This is a genomic window from Paraburkholderia sediminicola (assembly GCF_046026855.1).
In the GTDB taxonomy this organism is placed as follows: domain Bacteria; phylum Pseudomonadota; class Gammaproteobacteria; order Burkholderiales; family Burkholderiaceae; genus Paraburkholderia; species Paraburkholderia sediminicola_A.
The window spans coordinates 236508-253364 of the sequence record NZ_JAQQET010000007.1 but is presented as its reverse complement, the minus strand read 5'-3'; the positions used below and the strand labels follow the sequence as shown (position 1 = coordinate 253364).

Sequence of the window (16857 nt, the reverse complement as noted above, 5' to 3'; positions counted from 1 at the left end):
CGGAGCCCGTTCCCTGCAAGCGCTGCAAGCGCGTCGTCAGACGCGCGTGGCTGGCTTAGCTGCCGTACACGTCGAAGTCGAAGTACTTCTTCTCGAGCTTCTTGTACGTACCGTCCTTGATGATGTCGGCGATCGCCTTGTCGACCTTCGCCTTCAGATCGGTGTCTTCCTTGCGCATGCCGATGCCCGCGCCGTTGCCGAGGATCTTCTCGTCGACGATATCCTTGCCGGCGAACTCATAGCCCGCGCCGCGCGGCGTCTTCAGGAAGCCGATTTCCGCTTCAACCGCGTCCTGCAGCGATGCGTCAAGACGACCCGACAGCAAGTCTGCGTAGACCTGGTCCTGGTTCTGATACGGCACAACCTTCGCGCCCTTCGGTTCCCAGTAAGTCTTCGCGTAGGTTTCCTGGATCGTGCCTTGCTCGACACCAACCGCTTTGCCCTTCAGCGAATCGGCGGTCGGCATGATGCCCGAACCCTTCTTCGTGACGAGGCGTGTCGGCGTGTTGAACAGCTTCGACGAGAAGGCGATCTGTTCAGCGCGTTGCGGCGTCATGGACATCGACGACAGCACGCCGTCGAACTTCTTCGCCTTCAGGGCCGGAATCATGCCGTCGAAGTCGTTTTCGACCCACACGCATTTGGCCTTCAGGCGCGTGCAGATTTCATTGCCGAGGTCGATGTCGAAGCCCGCGAGCTTGCCGTCCGAGCCCTTTGACTCAAACGGGGGATAGCTGGCGTCAACGCCAAAACGGATAGTCGACCAGTCTTTAGCGTGTGCGCCAATCGAGACGGTTGCAAGCAGAGCAACCGTCAAAGCCGCTAGCAGTTTTTTCACTGTTTTACTCCTCGGTGTAGTTCAAATACTCCCGTACGCGGTTGTGCCGCTGCGGGACGCCCGGCGCGACTCACGACCGGGCTTGGGTTGAAGCTGCCGGCCGGGGCGGCCAGCAGCGCGCGCCAAGCTTATCAGTTCAAAAAGATTGAGTAGCTAGTGAAACACCGGATGGCGAAAGGGAATAGCTTCTAAAGCCAGAATCTGGCCGGGATTCGACGCCGCCGCCATGCGTATTGCATTGATTTCGTGCGCTGCGGGTTGGCCTGTAAAGACCTCGTAATGAAGTTGGCTAATGGCGGGACGGCGGGGCGGTGGGACCTTGCCCGGATACTTCGCATAATGCGTTGTTCTGCAAAACCGGTATTTAAAATAACACTATTTACTACCGCATATTGCCGCCTATTAAGGCGTTCCTGTTTCAATTGCCTGACGGTAAGTTAAAGGTTTCGCAAGAATTACCGTTAAACGCAGATGAGCACATTTGTTAAATCACGCCGGATAGTTCGTTTTTCTCTACCGAGGCGAGGCTGAAACCCAAAATGGTCTGCTTGGCGTTATTATCAACGCTCCGCACGCTCGCCATCGCAGCATGCGCGAGTATTGGTATCTGTCTGAACAAAGTCATCGAGCACTACGCCCGCGGTTAAACGCCGCGCGCCTGTCCGCGCTCGTCGTAAAGGCCTTCTGCTAAGCGGTGTTGTATATGCACACGATTTCCACGGCAGATGAAATGCGCTGTTTCAATCCATCGCTACGGCGCCGAATTGTAGTTGTAGCGGCACGCGCGAATTCACTGCGCTGCGGCGGGCTTTCCGGTTTTTTGACACTGCTGATAAACGCCGCTTTCTGCTGTAGCCTTTTGTCGTCGGCACCCGTCGCGGCCGCCGACAAAGTTCTGCGTGTACTGGCGTGGCCCGGTTATGCGGACACCGATGTCGTCAAGACTTTCGAAACACGCTATCACGCGAAGGTCGAAGTTACGCTGGTCGATTCGGACGAGGCGCTATGGGCGCAGATGCATGCGCAGGGTATGCCCCCGTTCGATGTGCTCGCCGCCAATACGGCCGAAATCGAACGCTACACCCGCGCGAATCTGCTGGCGCCGCTCGATCTGGCCAGTTTGCCGAATACGAAAAAACAGTTGCCGCGGTTTCAGGCGCTGTCGTCGATCGAAGGGCTGACCTCGGCAGGCAATGTGTACGCCATTCCATTCACGTATTCGTCGATGGGGCTGATCTATGACCGCAAGCAGATCGCCGTTGCGCCGCGCTCGATGCGCGAATTGTGGAACCCGCGCTATCGCGGCAAGGTTCTCGACTTCAATAGCGCCCAACATAATTTCTCGTTCACCGCGCTGGCGCTGGGATATCCCAATCCGTTCCAGCTCGATGCCGTGCAGATGCGCGTGATCGCTCACAAGCTCGTCGACCTGCGCCGCAACCTGCTGACCTATTACAACTTGCCGGAAGAAGCGACTGCGTTCTTCATCCAGCACAAAGTTGCCTTGATGTTCGGTAACTATGGCACCCAGCAAGTTGAATCGTTGCGTCGTGCCGGCGCGGACGTGGGCTACGTGATTCCCGACGAAGGGGTGCTCGCGTGGCTGGACTGCTGGTCGATGACGCGTGCCGCAAATGATCGCCCACTCGCGCTTGCGTGGATCAATTACATGCTTGAGCCGGACGTTAGTGCGTTGCTGACGCAACGCCAGGGGCTTGCGAATACATTGACGGCGCCGGCGGAACACAGCGACAACGCGCACATCGTCTGGATCGGCCCGGTGGAAGATATTCAGCGGCGCGAAGACCTGTGGAAGAGAATCGCGTCCGGCGACCGGTCGGAGCGCTTCTGATGATACGTCCCGGCCTGACATTCAAATTATCGATTCTGCTTGCGTGCATTGGCGTGCTCGCGTCCGGCGCGACCGGTTATTACGCGTATCGCGCCAACCGTACGATGCTGGTGAACGAAGCCGAACGCAGCCTGCTGACTTCGACGGAACTGCTGGGCCAGCGTTTTTCCGTTGCGATCGACGATGTCGCCGCCGACGCGCTGGTGCTCGCGAGCCTGCCGTCTTCGGCGGATGTCGTGCAGACCGACAACGGCGTTGGCGCGAATGCGCCGCGCGAAAAGCTGGCACAGGTGTATGCCAGCTTCATGGTTCATCACCCCGAGTATCTGCAAATCCGCCTGATTACCCGCAAGCACTACGGACTCGAACTGATCCGCTTCGACCGTGATGCGGACGGTCTCGTGCGGGTCGAGGGGGACAGTTTGCAGGAGAAAGGCCAGTTCGCGTATGTGTTCGACACACTCGCGTTTTCGGCCGGGCGCATTTACACCTCACCGATCTCGGTGAATCACGAGTACGGTACGCATGCCGCCGAGGGCAAGCCTACGTTGCGGCTCGGCACACCCGTGGCGGACGCGAGCGGGGTCGTGGTGGGGGTCGTCATTATCGACATCGATCTTGCCGGTCTGCTTAAACGTTTGCAGAGCGATTTGCCGAGCGACTATCAGGTCTATCTCGCCAACGAATGGGGCGATTTCCTGGTCCATCCGGATGCCTCGAAAACATTCGGCTTCGACAGGGGGCGTCGCGTTCTGATGCAGGACAGCTTTTCCGTCACCAAGCCGCTCTTCGACCAGTCAGAAAGCGAAGTTCTGCTGAATGGTCTTGTGCGGCCGAGGCAGGCGGCCGGTCAGGTGCTCGCTTTCGTGCGCAGGCCATTCGGCGCGTCCGAGGGCAATCGGTTTATCGTGCTTGGCCTTGCCAAGCCGCTCGAGGATGTGTTGTCCGGCGCTACCCAGTTGGGTAACAGAATCATTCGCATGGTATTGATCTTCAGCGTGCTGGCGCTGTTCCTTGCGATTCTGTTTGCCCGCGCACTGACCAAGCCTTTGCACATGCTTGCACACGCGGCGACGCATCTGTTCGCCGAGCACGCGATGGAAACGCTGCCGCTCAAACGTACCGACGAAATCGGCGTGCTGGCGCGCTGCTTCGATCGTCTGCGCCGGGAAATCAGGTCGCAAATGGATGTGCTGCATAACAAGCAACGCGAGCTAGTGCATCTCGCCACACACGACGGGCTGACTGGTCTGCCGAACCGTATGTTGTTCATGCAGAAGCTCGCGACGGCGATTGAGGACGCGACGCGGCGCGAGGAAGGGCTCGCTGTGCTGTTCGTCGACCTCGACCGCTTCAAGCAGATCAACGACCAGTTTGGGCATTCGATTGGTGACAAGGTGCTTACCGCGGTGGCACAACGGCTGAAGCAGGTGCTCTGCACGGCGGATGTTGCCGCGCGCCTCGGCGGTGATGAGTTCATCGTGTTGATCGAGGGGCCACGTTCCCTGGAGGCGGCACCGGCGATTGCCTCGCGGATCATGGACGCGTTGAACGAAGAACTGCTGATCGACGGACAAAGCATGACAGTGGGGGCGAGCATCGGCATCAGCCAGTTTCCGGACGATAGCACCACGGTGGAGGAGCTTCTGCTCAACGCCGACGCGGCGATGTATGCGGCCAAATCCGGCGGGCGGTGTGGGTATCTGCGCTACCAGGATGTCCTCGAGGCACGGAAGCTACAACAGGAGCGGGAGCAGTTGCAGGCGAGCGAAGGTGCGACGGAGGGGCGCGAGGCGGAGCCGACTGCCTGAAGTGCTTTTAGAAAATTGCCTATAAAAAGTACCTGCAAAAAACGCCGACGTGTCGGGTCACCTCGACGCTTCAGGCGGCGCCGTGCCGGTCGCACTCGCTTCCCAAACGCGCGGATTCATTGCAACGCGGCAATGGCGCCCCTTGCGCCGTTTTCATGAAGCAACTGCAAGGCGTGCCGAAGCGTTTTTCTGAATTCAGGAATGTTGGCCAGATTCGCAGGAAACACCTCGCGCACAGACAGCAATGCATCCATCAACGCCTGCGGTTCGCCATGCGCGGATGCCGCGAGCGCCTGTAATCTACTCGCCAATGGATCGCTGATTTCGTAACGCGTGCCGGCGTCTGCATGGCCTCGCAAAAACATCATCCAGGCCGCTACCGCCAGCGTGAGACGCGTGAACGATTGGCCCGCGTCGATCCGCGCCGCAATCGTCGCGAGCAGACGCGGCGGAATCTTCTGGCTGCCGTCCATCGCAATCTGCGCGCAGCGATGTTTCAGCGCCGGATTCGCGTAACGCTCGAGCAATGCGTCCCGATAGGCGAGCACGTCAAATGATGCGGGCATGGTTAGCGTCGGCGCGATTTCCTGCGTCATCATCGCGTGGATGAGATTGCGCATGGCGGGGTGGGAGATCGCGGCGTCGATCGTATCGAAGCCGCCGAGCATCGACAGATAAGCTAGCGTCGAGTGCGTGCCGTTCAACATGCGCAACTTCGCCAGTTCGAACGGCGTGACGTCGCCGACGAGTTGCGCGCCGACTGCGTCCCATGCGGGACGCCCTCCGGGAAAACGATCTTCAATGACCCACTGCCGGAATGGCTCGCAGGGTACCGGTGCGGCGTCCTGATAACCGATCGCGTCGGCCACGGTGGCCCGTTCGGCGTCGGTGGTTGCCGGCACGATACGGTCGACCATTGTCGATGGAAACGCAACCCGGGCGGCGATCCAGTCGGCCAACTCGGGATCGGCTTGCCGTGCGAACGAACAGACCACCTGGCGCAGCGCGGCGCCGTTATGGGCGAGGTTGTCGCACGAGAGCACCGTGAACGGTTCGCCGTTCGCGCCGTCGCGCCGCTCGCGTAATGCTGCGACGAGAATGCCCGGCACCGTGCGCGGCGTGAGCGGGTGAGCCAGATCGTGCACGACGGCGGAATCGTCGAGCGCGACCTCGCCGGTTTTCGGGTCGCGGCAGTAGCCTTTTTCGGTGACGGTCAGCGAGACGATCCGTACCAGCGGATCCGCGAGGCGCGCGAACAGGGCGGCGCGATCGTGCGGCATGGCCAGCACCTCGCGCAATGCGCGCACGACCGTTACTTTCGCGCCGTGCGGCCCGCGCTCGACCACGCTATACAAGCCTTGCTGTTCCGTCAGCGCGTCGCGCTTGCCGACATCGCCTTGTAGTGTCACGCCGCAAATGCCCCAGTCGCCGCCCGCGGCGAGCATGGCCTCTTCCGTATAAAGCGCCTGATGCGCGCGATGGAAGTTGCCGATCCCCAGATGAACGATGCCGATGCGCGGCTCCCGCCATTGCGGCGACAGCAGGTGCGTTTGCAGCGCGGGCAGTGCGTGGCGGACGAGGCGGGGCAAGGTGGCTGCAGAGCTCATGTAATGAAATCCAGATTACGGAAAGGCTTTGAAACGACGCCGTTCAGCGGGAAAACCCTGATTTGACGTCACGCTATACTTGTATGGTAGCATCGTTCAAACGGCTTGAGACAGGTTGAGGAAGGTGATTTTCTGCTTCATTCCCCATTTCATTTTCCACCTCAGCCGCCGTTCGAAACCGATATGAAAACAGCAAGTCGCATGCCGCCGTTCGACGCGGTTCGCGACCTGCTATTGCAAGGAAGATGTCATGAAGATCGTTCGCGCCGACGTGATCGTCACGTGCCCGGGCCGTAATTTCGTCACGCTGAAAATCGTCACTGACGAAGGCGTGTACGGTATCGGCGATGCAACGTTGAACGGCCGCGAACTGGCGGTCGCTTCGTACCTGAAAGACCACGTGTGCCCGTTGCTGATCGGGCGCGATCCCGGCCGTATCGAAGACACCTGGCAATACCTCTACAAGGGCGCGTATTGGCGCCGCGGTCCTGTCACCATGACGGCGATTGCCGCGGTGGACATGGCGCTGTGGGACATTCTCGGCAAAGTGACAGGCATGCCGCTGTACAAGCTGCTCGGCGGTGCCTCGCGAGAAGGCGTGATGGTGTACGGCCATGCCACCGGCCGCGACATTCCTGAAGCGCTCGACCGTTACGCGGAACACATCGAAGCGGGGTATCAGGCCATCCGCATTCAATGCGGCGTGCCGAATATGCGCTCGGTGTATGGCGTGTCGAAAGGCAGCGGCATGTACGAGCCGGCCACCAAAGGCGCGGTCGAGGAACAGAGCTGGTCGTCGGAGAAGTATCTGGACTTCGTGCCGAAGCTTTTTGAAGCGGTGCGCGACAAGTTCGGCTTCGATACGCATTTGCTGCATGACGTACACCACCGTTTGACACCGATCGAAGCGGCGCGTCTCGGCAAATCGGTCGAGCCATATCGCCTGTTCTGGATGGAAGACCCAACGCCCGCGGAAAACCAGGCCGGCTTCCGGCTAATTCGCGAGCATACCGTTACGCCGATCGCGGTGGGTGAAGTCTTCAACAGCATTTGGGATTGCAAACAGTTGATCGAGGAGCAATTGATCGACTACATCCGCGCGACCTTGACGCACGCGGGCGGTATTACGCATCTGCGGCGCATTGCGGATTTTGCTTCGCTGTACCAGGTGCGAACCGGTTGCCACGGACCGTCAGATTTGTCGCCGGTGTGCATGGGCGCGGCGCTGCATTTCGATCTGTGGGTGCCGAATTTCGGCGTGCAGGAGTACATGGGTTTCCCGCAGGAAGCGCTTGACGTATTCCCGCATGCGTGGCGCTTCGAGCACGGCATGATGCATCCCGGCGAAGCGCCGGGCCACGGCGTCGACATCGACGAAGCGGCAGCCGCGCGGTATCCCTACGACCCGGCGTATCTGCCGGTCGCGCGTCTCGAAGACGGGACGCTGTGGAACTGGTGAGTCGATTCGCCCGGCTAACCTGACTACATAATTATGGAGACACGTGTGAATCCAGCACGCCCGCAACCCGCCGCGCCGGCCAGCACCGCCATGCTGCGCCGCGTGGCCTTCGCCTCGACCATCGGCACGGCAGCCGAGTACTACGACTTCTTCGTTTACGGCACGGCCGCCGTGCTGGTGTTCGGCCAGAAGTTTTTCCCCTCCGCCGACCCGCTGATCGGCACGCTCGCAGCTTTCGCCACCTATGCGGTCGGGTTTCTGGCACGGCCACTAGGCGGCATCGTGTTCGGTCATTTCGGCGATCGCGTCGGCCGCAAGAAGGCCTTGATCGTGACGATCCTGATTGTCGGCCTGGGAACGTTCGCGATCGGTCTGCTGCCTGACTATCAGTCGATCGGCATCTGGGCGCCGATTGCACTGATCGTGATTCGTGTACTGCAAGGCTTTGGCGTGGGCGGCGAGCAGGCGGGCGCCGTGTTGCTCACGGCGGAATACGCACCGCCTGCGCGGCGCGGCTTCTTCGCGAGTCTCGTGCAACTGGGCGCGCCTGCCGGTTTTCTGATTCCGTCGGGTCTGTTCGCGCTGCTTACCGCGACGTTGACGCAGGCGCAGTTGCTCGACTGGGGCTGGCGCATTCCGTTTCTCGCCAGCGCGTTGCTGGTCGCCGTAGGTCTGTATATCCGCTTGCGCACCGAAGAATCACCGATCTTCGCCACGATCCAGCGCACCAAATCGGTGGCTTCGCGCCCGGTGGTAGAAGTGGTGCGCCAGTTCGGTCCGACGATCGTCAAAGGTGTCGGTGCCAAATTGATCGAGGCCTGCGCTTTTGCGATGTACACCATGATCGTGCTTGCCTACGGCAAAGCACACGGCATCGCGCAAAGCATGCTGCTCGAAACGGTAATCGTCGCGGTCGCGCTCGAGCTCGTGACGATTCCGCTCGCCGGTGCGCTGTCCGATCGCATCGGGCGGCGGCCGACCTTCATCGCGGGTGCGTTATTGCATGTTGCGCTAGTGGTGCCGTTCTTCATGGCGATCGATAGCGGCAATCGCGCGGCGATCCAGCTTGTGATGATTCTCGCCATCAGTGTCGGCCATAGTCTCTGCTATGCACCGCAAGCGGCGCTGTTCCCCGAACTGTTCCCGGCGCGCGTGCGCTGCAGCGGTATTGCATTGATCTGGCAGATCGGCTCTTTGCTCGGCAGCGGCGTACTCGGACTGCTGGCCGTCAAACTGATTCAGCTCACGCATGGCAATTCGCTCGCGTTGATTATCTACGTGGCGGTGCTCGGCACCGTATCGGCTGTATCGCTCTTTGCATTGCCAGAAACCGCGCCTCTGCGCCGCGGTGGCGATCTCCATGATTGGGGCGGCGGTGAGCCGGTCGAGGCGCATACGGCAGCGCAAGCGTCTTCGTCCTCATCTTCGTCTTCCCTCGCGCAGCCCTGAGCGCGCGACCTTTGCCATACCGGAGTCCATCATGCTCGCAGCCGTGCTTCACGAACCCAAACTGATCCGCATCGACGAAGTCGATCCGCCCGAACCCGGTCCAGGCCAGGTACGCGTGCGTGTGCGCGCCGGCGGCATTTGCGGCTCCGATCTGTCGTACTACTTCAAAGGCAGGAGCGGCGATTTCGCGGTGCGTGAGCCGTTCGTGCTCGGACATGAAGTGGCCGGAGAGATCGATTCGCTCGGCGAGGGCGTGAGCGCGGAGCATCGGTTGACGCCCGGGCAGCGCGTTGCCGTCAATCCGGGGTTGGCCTGCGGGACGTGCCGCTTTTGCGTCGGCGGGATGCCGAATCATTGTCTGAACATGCGCTTCATGGGCAGCGCATCGACCTTTCCGCATACGCAGGGCATGTTCCGTCAGTACATCGTCGTCGCGGTGCGGCAATGTGTGCCTGTGCCGGATGGCGTCGATTTCGCGCAGGCGTCGATGGCCGAACCACTAGCCGTCGCATTGCATGCGGTGAAGCTGGCCGGTTCGCTCGTCGGCGCGAGTGTCTTGCTGGTGGGTTGCGGGCCAATCGGTTGCATTCTGCTGAGCGTGGCACGCCGTGCCGGCGCTCATCGTGTGGTCGCATTGGATCTTTCGGATCGCGCGTTGCAGATCGCGCAGCAACTCGGCGCGGATCAGACCGTGAACGCCGCGGACAGCGCCGTGATCGATCAATGGTCCGCACAACGCGGCACGTTCGACGTAGTTATCGAGGCATCGGGCAGTCCCGCCGGCCTCGATACGGCACTGCGTGCGGCGCGCGCGGGCGGGACGGTGATTCAGGTGGGTAATCTGCCGGCCGGCCAGTCGCCAGTGGCGGCGAACCTGGTGATGTCGAAAGAACTCCGCTATCAAGGCTCGTTCCGCTTCACCAGCGAATATGCCATCGCAGCGGATGAAATCGCCTCGGGCAAGGTCGATCTGCGGCCACTGATGACGCACGCGTTTGCGATGAGCGAAGCAAACCGCGCGTTCGAAGTGGCGCTCGACCGCTCGCAGTCGATGAAGGTGCATCTGAACTTCGACTGAGCATCCCCATGTTGCATGGGCGTTGCACCGATCCGCAGCGCCTTCCAAAGCCAATCAAGCTACTAGAGCCACTCAAACGCCCACCAAGAGGCGACCGGAAGGAGACACCTGATGATCAAGAGTCAACGCTGGTTTGTCGTCGCGCTACTGTTTCTGGCCGGCGTTATCAACTACCTCGATCGAGCCGCGCTGTCGATCGCCGCACCGCTGATCCAGAAAGACCTGAACTTCTCGCATGCGCAAATGGGCATCGTGTTCAGCAGCTTTTTCATCGGCTATGCGCTGTTCAATTTCGTCGGCGGGGTGCTGTCGGACAAGGTCGGCGCGAAACGCGTGTTCGGCACCGCGATGGGCGTGTGGTCGGTGTTTTGCGGCGCGACCGCGTTGGCGAGCGGCATCGGTTCGCTGATCGTGCTGCGCGTACTGTTCGGTATGGGCGAAGGTCCGTTCAGTTCGTCGAACAGCAAGATGGTCAATAACTGGTTCCCGCGCAAAGAGGTCGCGAGCGCGATCGGCGTGATCAGTTCGGGCACACCGCTCGGCGGCGCGCTGGCGGGTCCGGTGGTCGGCTTTATGGCGGTGCAGTTCGGCTGGCGCTGGGCCTTTGTCGCGATCATGCTGCTGGGACTCTTGTGGCTCGTTTTCTGGGCGGCAACGACTACCGAACACCCGCATGAGAATTCCCGGGTCACGCCTGACGAGATCGAACTCATCCACGCCGGTCAGGCGGACGAGCATGCGATCGCGCATTCGGCCGACGGCGAGAAGCTCGGCCTGCGGCACTTCCTGAAGAAGCCGATCATTCTCGCGACGGCCTTCGCGTTCTTCTCATACAACTACGTGCTGTTTTTCTTCCTGTCGTGGTTCCCGACTTATTTGACCGAAGCGCATCACCTGAGCCTGCGCGACATGAGTTTCACCACGGTGATTCCATGGCTGCTCGGCAGCGTCGGGCTCGCGGCGGGCGGCTTCATCTCGGACTTTATCTTGCGCTTGACCGGCAAGCCGCTGCTGTCGCGCAAGATCGTGCTGGGTAGCTGTCTGGGCGCGGCGGCGGTGTGCGTCGCGTTGGCCGGGCGTGTCGCCAGTACTCAGAGTGCGGTTGCGCTGATGTCGGTGTCGATCTTCTTCCTGTATGTGACGGGCGCGGTGTATTGGGCCGTGATTCAGGACACCGTGCCGCGTGAACACGTCGGCGGCGTAGGCGGCTTTGTGCACCTGCTCGCGAACCTGGCCGGGGTGATCGGACCGGCAGTGACCGGCTTTATCGTCGAAGCGACGCACGGCAATTACGCTAGTGCGTTTGTGTTGGCGGGGGTGATTGCCGTGCTTGGCGCGGTGTGTTCTCTGGTGTGGATTCGCGAGCCGCGACCCAGCGTGCTGAACATGAAACGTGCATGGTAGTATGGTGCGGCGCATTTGAGTGGATATCCAGGCAGGTATTCACGGTGTGTGCCGCCTCCCTCGCTATTCATTTGTTGCTTTGCTGATGCCGACCAAGAACCTCCACGCCAGCGCGTCTTCTTTCTCCTCCGATGCCACGCTCGTTGCGCCCCGCACACGCCGTCGTGCGAGCGTGCAGGGCGGTGCGCGCGTCGAGTTGCCGGATCTGACCGCCAGTGTCTCGTTCGATTCGCACGAGCCGATCGGCAAGCAGATTTTCCGTGCGCTGCGCGAAGCGATTTTTATCGGTCAGATGGTGCCAGGCACGCCGCTCTCGGAGAAGGAAGTGTCCGACATGTTTCAGGTGTCGCGGCAGCCGGTGCGGGAGGCATTCATCAAGCTGGTCGAAGCGGGCGTGCTTCAGGTATTGCCGCAGCGTGGCACCTTCGTGAAGCGTATTTCGCCGCGCCAGGTGCGCGAAGGGCGCTTCATTCGTGAAGCGATCGAGACGGCGGTGGTGCGCAAGGCAGCCGTATCGATTACCGACGAGCAGTTGCAGGCACTCGCCGACAATCTTCGTGACCAGAAGCTTGCGGCGAAATTGAACGACACCGCGGCTTTCCTCGCGCTCGACGAGGCGTTTCATTACGCGATTGCCCAGGCGATTGATTGCACGGCCGCATGGGAAACGATTCAGGACATCAAGGCGCAGATGGATCGCGTGCGTTATCTGAGCCTGCCTGACGTATCGCCGCTCGATTTGCTGATCAAGCAGCACGCAAAAATTCTGGCGGGCCTTCGCGCGCATGACCCAGGCGCCGCTGAAAAGGCGATGCGCAACCATCTGCGTGAGATTCTGATGTCGCTCGGTCCGATTGCCGAACGCAATCCAGCCTGGTTCGAAGCGGACGAACCGGAGCGCGTGCCTTTGTCGACCTGACGCGATAGCGGAGGGTCTCGCGCGTTGCAATTGACGCGCCTTGTCAAACGGCGTCACGAAAACGCAGTGTCGAGTGGTTACCATGAGGCCCCGGACGGCCCCGATTCCATGCACAACGCAGCCCCATGCCGGCTGCGTCGTGCGACGAAGGTAGGGCCGTGCTGCATTTGCTGAGGCCCTCGTTGATCAGATCTCATACGCGTAAAGCAGCAGTGTTGGTGGCGCTTGCCGGTATCGGCCTCGCCGTCGGCGCGCCTTTCGCTCTCAATTCGCACGCAGCGTTCGCCGGCCTGCGTCATGTTTCCCTCTATGTGTTCGCCGCGCTTGCCGCAAGTGCGGCAATCAGCGCGATGGCAAAGGCCGGCAAGCTGCATCTGATGCAGACCGCGCTCGGACTCAGGGTGAGTTTCCCGCGCACTTTCGCCATCACGCTGGCGACCGATTTCGCGTTCCTGGCTTCGCCGCTGGGGGCGGCGGGCTACGGCGTCAACATCGGCCTGCTGCAACGCGCCGGGGCATCCTGGTCGCTTGCGACGACCGTCGTCGGTGCGGATCAGGCGCTCGACCTCGCGTTCTTCACGACCGCCGTGCCGGTTTCGCTGCTGTTTGCATTCGGGCCGCTGACGCAAGTGATTCCGCGCGCGAGCGCACCGTTCGTGTTCGGCGTGCTGGCCGGCGCCGTGTGCCTGGCAGGTGTCTGCTGGATGAATCGTCGGCGCGTGGCGGCGGCATTGGACGCCGCCGGCCGGCGCGTTCATTGGCTTAACGAGCGCCGCACGCGGTTGAGCAGGTTTTGCCACAGCGTTCGCCGGCAATGGCTGGAACTGGTCGCCATACCCAGGTGGCGGCTTACCGCGTTGTGTCTGCTGACGACGCTGCAGTGGCTGCTTCGCTATGGCGCCCTCTGGTTCATCTTGCGCGAACTCGGTTACCGCCTGCCGTTAGGTTTCGTGCTCGCGGTGCAGGCCGTGGCCCTGCATGCCGCGCTGTGGACTGGTGTGCCCGCGGGCGGCGGCACCGGCGATATCGCGCTGGCTGCCGCATTCGCGACCTGGGTGCCCCGCGCGAGCATCGCGACGGCGCTGGTGCTGTGGCGCTTCGCGACGCTTTACAGCCCCCTGGTGCTGGGCGCGGCAGGTTTTGTTGCGCTTGCAACGAGGGGACGCGATCCGCTGTCGGCTGTCGAATGAACCGTCGAGGCTGGGAGCGAATGGAACGGCGCGGCGCGGCTCACCAGGCTCGCTGGGTTCACTCACGCCAGGTTCGGTCAGCGTTTTAGCGCGGACTATCGGGCACTTTCCGGATGCGTGCCGCAAAACTCGCCCGTGAGCCATGGTCAATGCGTAAGCGAAGCATCTGAAAGGTCTGTGAAATCAGCGCGAGCGGATAAACAGCTTTCAGCAGGTCCACGATCATGCGCCATTCCGCGCGTATGCCTTTCCAGTAACCAAGCTTCTCAGTTTTGCGAGCCTGCGTGACGTGGGGCCAGTGAGTGACCGCAATCGGCAGACGGCGCACGACGATGCGACGGTTCATGAACACCTCGATCCCGAAGCGCGGCAAGCCGTGAACGTCCTGCAGGACTTCGCTCAACAGCGTTTTCCTGACCACGCGCTCACCGGAGACGAAATCGAGGCCGATGGCGCGAAACGCCAACAGGCTGTTCTGGCGCAGACTCAGGCTCACCTGTGCGCTGCCTTGCAAAACGGGCAGGGCGAGGGCGCTGATGTCCGCGGCGGTCAGACCCTTCAGGTCGGCATCGAGCAGCATAAGCAACTCGCCTTGCGCCGCGGCGATTCCAACCGCCATTGCGGCGCTTTTGCCCTGGTTTTCCGTGCATCGAATCAGTTGTACGGATGAGAAGCCTTTGACTATTTCAGCGGTGCCGTCGGTCGAACCGTCGTCCACCACGATGATTTCATCAAGCAAAGGGTGGGTGCAGGCCACAGCCAGCACCGCGGCGATGCGAGGCGCCTCGTTGTAGGCGCAAATGACACAGGAGATTCGTGGAGGACGTCTGAGCGGGGCGCGAGCTGTCATGGAAAGGGGCGTAGTGAGCAGGTCATGGTGCGGTGCAGCACAAAGCTTACTTTTCAGCTATAGTCGGGATACGGCTTATGTCCAGAGAGGTACAGAATGTACGACGCCGAAATCGCCGCCACCCTCCTGAATCGTTGGGCTACACGTTCATCAACTACTGATTTCGACGCCTACTTCGATTTGTTGCGCGAAGGCAATCTTAGTTTCACCTTTCAATCCGGACATGTGCGCGAAGCGGGCATTGAAGAGGGGAGCGCATTCACTGTCGAATCCCTCGTATTCGGTGACGGCTCGCGCACCCTGCGCGTCGAAGCGCCTGACCGGACACCCCGCTGGACGCGCTGGGCCGCGGTGGAACCGCTGCTGCCCGCACCCAGCGAGGCCTGAGCAGCATCGTCAGACGATCCGCGCCCCGGCGCGATACGTCGCGCGCGGCACCGGCAGCGTGTCGAGCATCGTGACGCGTACGAAGTCCGCGCGCAAACCTGCTTCGATCGCGCCGCGATCATGCAGGCCTGCCGTGCGGGCCGGCTCGGCGGAGACTGTCGCCATGGCGCGCGGCAGCGTCCAGCCGGCCTTACCGACCAGTTCGAACACGGCAGTCAACAGACTGGACGGCACGTAATCCGACGACAGGATATCGAGCAAATCAGCTTTAGCCAGTTCGAGCGCCGACACGTTGCCGGAATGTGAGCCGCCGCGCACGATATTCGGCGCCCCCATGATGGTCGAAATACCGTGCTCGCGTGCCGTCTCGGCGGCGATGCGGGTGGTTGGGAATTCGGCCAGCACGATGCCTTCGGCCTTGGCCTGTTCGACGTGCTCGATCAGCGTGTCGTCATGGCTCGCTACCGGAATGCCGAGCCGGTTGCAGCGCGTGACGATCTCGCGGCGGTGCGCGTCGGCGTAACGGTCCTGTTCGACGGACAGCTCGGCCAGCGCCGTCGCCACGTGTTCGTCAGTCAGTTTGCCGTTGCGCTCCTGAAAGCGGCGCCATTGTTCGCGGTCGTGCCATTGACGCTGGCCGGGCGTGTGATCCATCACGGAGGCAAGCCGCAGCAACGGATGTCCGCACAACGAATCGAACACCTCGACCACGTCGGCGGTAGCGATTTCGCAGCGCAGATGCAGAAAGTGTTCGGCGCGCAGCAGCTTGCGCTCGGAAAAGCGCGTGAGGGATTCGGCGCATTGCGTTTGCAGATCGCGGCCGCGCAGGCCCACATTCGAGCGCGAACCGATCGCGAGGGCATCGAACACCGTGGTGATGCCGGCCGCCGCCACCTGCGCGTCGTGGATCACAAAGGCGGCATCGGTATTCCATTGCACGCCCGGACGCGGCGCCAGATGTTTTTCGAGGTTGTCCGTGTGCAGTTCGATCAAACCCGGCAACAGATAGTCGCCGTCCCAATCTTCCGCTTCGCGCGCCGAGGTCGTGCCACGCTCGACGTCGCGAATCACGCCGTCTTCAATGCGTAGCACGCCGGTAAATACATCGTCTCGCGTCACGATGCGAGCGTTCCTGATCAACATCGACTTGCTCCGTAGTCTGTCGTGAGTGTCGCAGCGCAGTGCTTCGACACAGTATTTCAGTTTAGTGGTTCAGTTTAGTGCCGTTTCGTGTCAATTAGTGGCGTAGCGGCGGCTGGAGTTCAAGGCGGCGCGTGGCGACCTTGTTGCGGGTATCTTCGTCGTGAAAGATGCCGACAATCGCCGCGCCACGCTCGCGAGCTTCGACGACCAGATCGGCCACTAAGTCGCGGTTCTCCGCGTCGAGCGAGGCCGTGGGCTCGTCGAGCAGCAACACCGGATGCCCGGCGATCAAACCGCGGGCGATGTTCACGCGTTGCTGTTCGCCGCCGGAGAAGGTGGCGGGCGCGAGCGACCACAGCCGCTCGGGCACATTCAAGCGCGCTAGCAGGGCAGCAGCACGCGCGCGGGCTTCGTCTTCCGCCACGCCACGAGACAGCAACGGTTCGGCGACAAGCGTAAGCGTCGGCACGCGCGGAATCACGCGCAGAAACTGGCTGACGTAGCCGACTATGCTGCGCCGCAGGCGCAGCACGTCGTGCGGCTCGGCGCCAGTGATCGACACCGGCTGCCCGCCATCCGCCGCCGCGTCGCGAATCGCAATCGAGCCCGTGCTGGCCAGGTAGTTGCCGTATAAACAGCGCAGCAGCGTACTCTTGCCGGCGCCTGAAGGGCCGACCAGCACGACACATTCGCCGCGTTCGACATCGAGCGACACACCCGCGAGCGCTTCGATCTGCACGCCGCCCTGGCCGTGCAGCGTGAAGGTCTTGCCGATGTCGGCCGCGCGCAGCATCAGTGCGTTGTTCTCGATGAACGCGCGTTCATCGACGTGTGATTCCCTGCTTGTTTCAATGGATCGCATTGTGAACC

General features: G+C 61.6%; 14 protein-coding genes. 9 read left to right on the top strand and 5 right to left on the bottom strand.

Features of this window, described 5'->3' with window-relative positions; genetic code table 11:
* Nucleotides 1–55 precede the first annotated feature (55 nt).
* A complete protein-coding gene (locus tag PQR40_RS10605) occupies nt 56–838 on the bottom strand; it encodes an ABC transporter substrate-binding protein (protein ID WP_408334993.1) in 783 nt (260 codons plus the stop codon).
* A gap of 703 nt (nt 839–1541) precedes the next feature.
* Here PQR40_RS10605 and PQR40_RS10600 point away from each other — a divergent pair.
* Nucleotides 1542–2690, top strand: coding sequence for an ABC transporter substrate-binding protein (locus PQR40_RS10600; protein ID WP_408508950.1), 1149 nt, complete (start codon nt 1542–1544; stop codon nt 2688–2690).
* Nucleotides 2690–4501, top strand: a complete 1812-nt coding sequence (locus PQR40_RS10595; protein ID WP_408334999.1) for a diguanylate cyclase domain-containing protein — start codon at nt 2690–2692, stop codon at nt 4499–4501. The genes PQR40_RS10600 and PQR40_RS10595 overlap by 1 nt, the downstream gene beginning before the upstream one ends.
* Before the next feature lie 116 nt (nt 4502–4617).
* Here the strand turns inward: PQR40_RS10595 and PQR40_RS10590 are convergent, their stop codons facing one another.
* Nucleotides 4618–6108 (bottom strand): mannitol dehydrogenase family protein, encoded by a 1491-nt coding sequence (locus PQR40_RS10590; RefSeq protein ID WP_408387806.1) that lies wholly within the window; start codon nt 6106–6108, stop codon nt 4618–4620.
* Between the two features lie 250 nt (nt 6109–6358).
* Between PQR40_RS10590 and manD the strand changes: the two genes are divergently transcribed.
* From manD to PQR40_RS10560, 6 genes are all read left to right on the top strand, one after another.
* A complete protein-coding gene (gene manD / locus PQR40_RS10585) occupies nt 6359–7567 on the top strand; it encodes a D-mannonate dehydratase ManD (protein ID WP_408238032.1) in 1209 nt (402 codons plus the stop codon).
* A gap of 45 nt (nt 7568–7612) precedes the next feature.
* Entirely contained in the window at nt 7613–9016 is a 1404-nt protein-coding gene (locus PQR40_RS10580; RefSeq protein WP_408238029.1) for an MFS transporter, read from the top strand.
* A 31-nt stretch (nt 9017–9047) separates the two neighbouring features.
* Complete coding sequence (locus PQR40_RS10575; protein WP_408238026.1) at nt 9048–10094, top strand: L-idonate 5-dehydrogenase; 1047 nt, start codon at nt 9048–9050, stop codon at nt 10092–10094.
* A gap of 111 nt (nt 10095–10205) precedes the next feature.
* The gene (locus PQR40_RS10570; RefSeq protein ID WP_408238023.1) at nt 10206–11498 is read left to right on the top strand and encodes an MFS transporter; all 1293 of its coding nucleotides are present in this window, start codon (nt 10206–10208) and stop codon (nt 11496–11498) included.
* An 85-nt stretch (nt 11499–11583) separates the two neighbouring features.
* Nucleotides 11584–12417, top strand: coding sequence for a GntR family transcriptional regulator (locus PQR40_RS10565; RefSeq protein ID WP_408238074.1), 834 nt, complete (start codon nt 11584–11586; stop codon nt 12415–12417).
* Nucleotides 12418–12599: 182 nt separating this feature from the next.
* A complete protein-coding gene (locus tag PQR40_RS10560; RefSeq protein ID WP_408508949.1) occupies nt 12600–13607 on the top strand; it encodes a lysylphosphatidylglycerol synthase transmembrane domain-containing protein in 1008 nt (335 codons plus the stop codon).
* Nucleotides 13608–13692: 85 nt separating this feature from the next.
* Here PQR40_RS10560 and PQR40_RS10555 read toward each other — a convergent pair whose 3' ends face one another.
* A complete protein-coding gene (locus tag PQR40_RS10555; protein WP_408238017.1) occupies nt 13693–14457 on the bottom strand; it encodes a glycosyltransferase family 2 protein in 765 nt (254 codons plus the stop codon).
* Nucleotides 14458–14553: 96 nt separating this feature from the next.
* Here PQR40_RS10555 and PQR40_RS10550 point away from each other — a divergent pair, with 96 nt between their 5' ends.
* On the top strand, nt 14554–14844 hold the full coding sequence (locus PQR40_RS10550; protein WP_408238014.1) for a hypothetical protein: 291 nt from the start codon (nt 14554–14556) through the stop codon (nt 14842–14844).
* Nucleotides 14845–14853: 9 nt separating this feature from the next.
* On the opposite strand, the gene PQR40_RS10545 is transcribed toward PQR40_RS10550, so the two are convergent.
* Together PQR40_RS10545 and phnL are read right to left on the bottom strand one after the other, a co-directional pair.
* A complete protein-coding gene (locus PQR40_RS10545) occupies nt 14854–15987 on the bottom strand; it encodes an alpha-D-ribose 1-methylphosphonate 5-triphosphate diphosphatase (RefSeq protein WP_408238011.1) in 1134 nt (377 codons plus the stop codon).
* A 94-nt stretch (nt 15988–16081) separates the two neighbouring features.
* Nucleotides 16082–16849: a phosphonate C-P lyase system protein PhnL gene (gene phnL, locus PQR40_RS10540; protein ID WP_408335005.1), complete on the bottom strand. Its 768-nt coding sequence runs from the start codon at nt 16847–16849 to the stop codon at nt 16082–16084.
* Nucleotides 16850–16857 lie beyond the last annotated feature (8 nt).

Bases quoted from the DNA above. Each gene is read 5' to 3' on its own strand.
- PQR40_RS10600 (WP_408508950.1), top strand. From the start codon at position 1,542: ATGCACACGATTTCCACGGCAGATGAAATGCGCTGTTTCAATCCATCG.
- PQR40_RS10595 (WP_408334999.1), top strand. From the start codon at position 2,690: ATGATACGTCCCGGCCTGACATTCAAATTATCGATTCTGCTTGCGTGC.
- PQR40_RS10590 (WP_408387806.1), bottom strand. From the start codon at position 6,108: ATGAGCTCTGCAGCCACCTTGCCCCGCCTCGTCCGCCACGCACTGCCC.
- manD (WP_408238032.1), top strand. From the start codon at position 6,359: ATGAAGATCGTTCGCGCCGACGTGATCGTCACGTGCCCGGGCCGTAAT.
- PQR40_RS10575 (WP_408238026.1), top strand. From the start codon at position 9,048: ATGCTCGCAGCCGTGCTTCACGAACCCAAACTGATCCGCATCGACGAA.
- PQR40_RS10570 (WP_408238023.1), top strand. From the start codon at position 10,206: ATGATCAAGAGTCAACGCTGGTTTGTCGTCGCGCTACTGTTTCTGGCC.
- PQR40_RS10565 (WP_408238074.1), top strand. From the start codon at position 11,584: ATGCCGACCAAGAACCTCCACGCCAGCGCGTCTTCTTTCTCCTCCGAT.
- PQR40_RS10555 (WP_408238017.1), bottom strand. From the start codon at position 14,457: ATGACAGCTCGCGCCCCGCTCAGACGTCCTCCACGAATCTCCTGTGTC.
- PQR40_RS10550 (WP_408238014.1), top strand. From the start codon at position 14,554: ATGTACGACGCCGAAATCGCCGCCACCCTCCTGAATCGTTGGGCTACA.
- PQR40_RS10545 (WP_408238011.1), bottom strand. From the start codon at position 15,987: ATGTTGATCAGGAACGCTCGCATCGTGACGCGAGACGATGTATTTACC.
- phnL (WP_408335005.1), bottom strand. From the start codon at position 16,849: ATGCGATCCATTGAAACAAGCAGGGAATCACACGTCGATGAACGCGCG.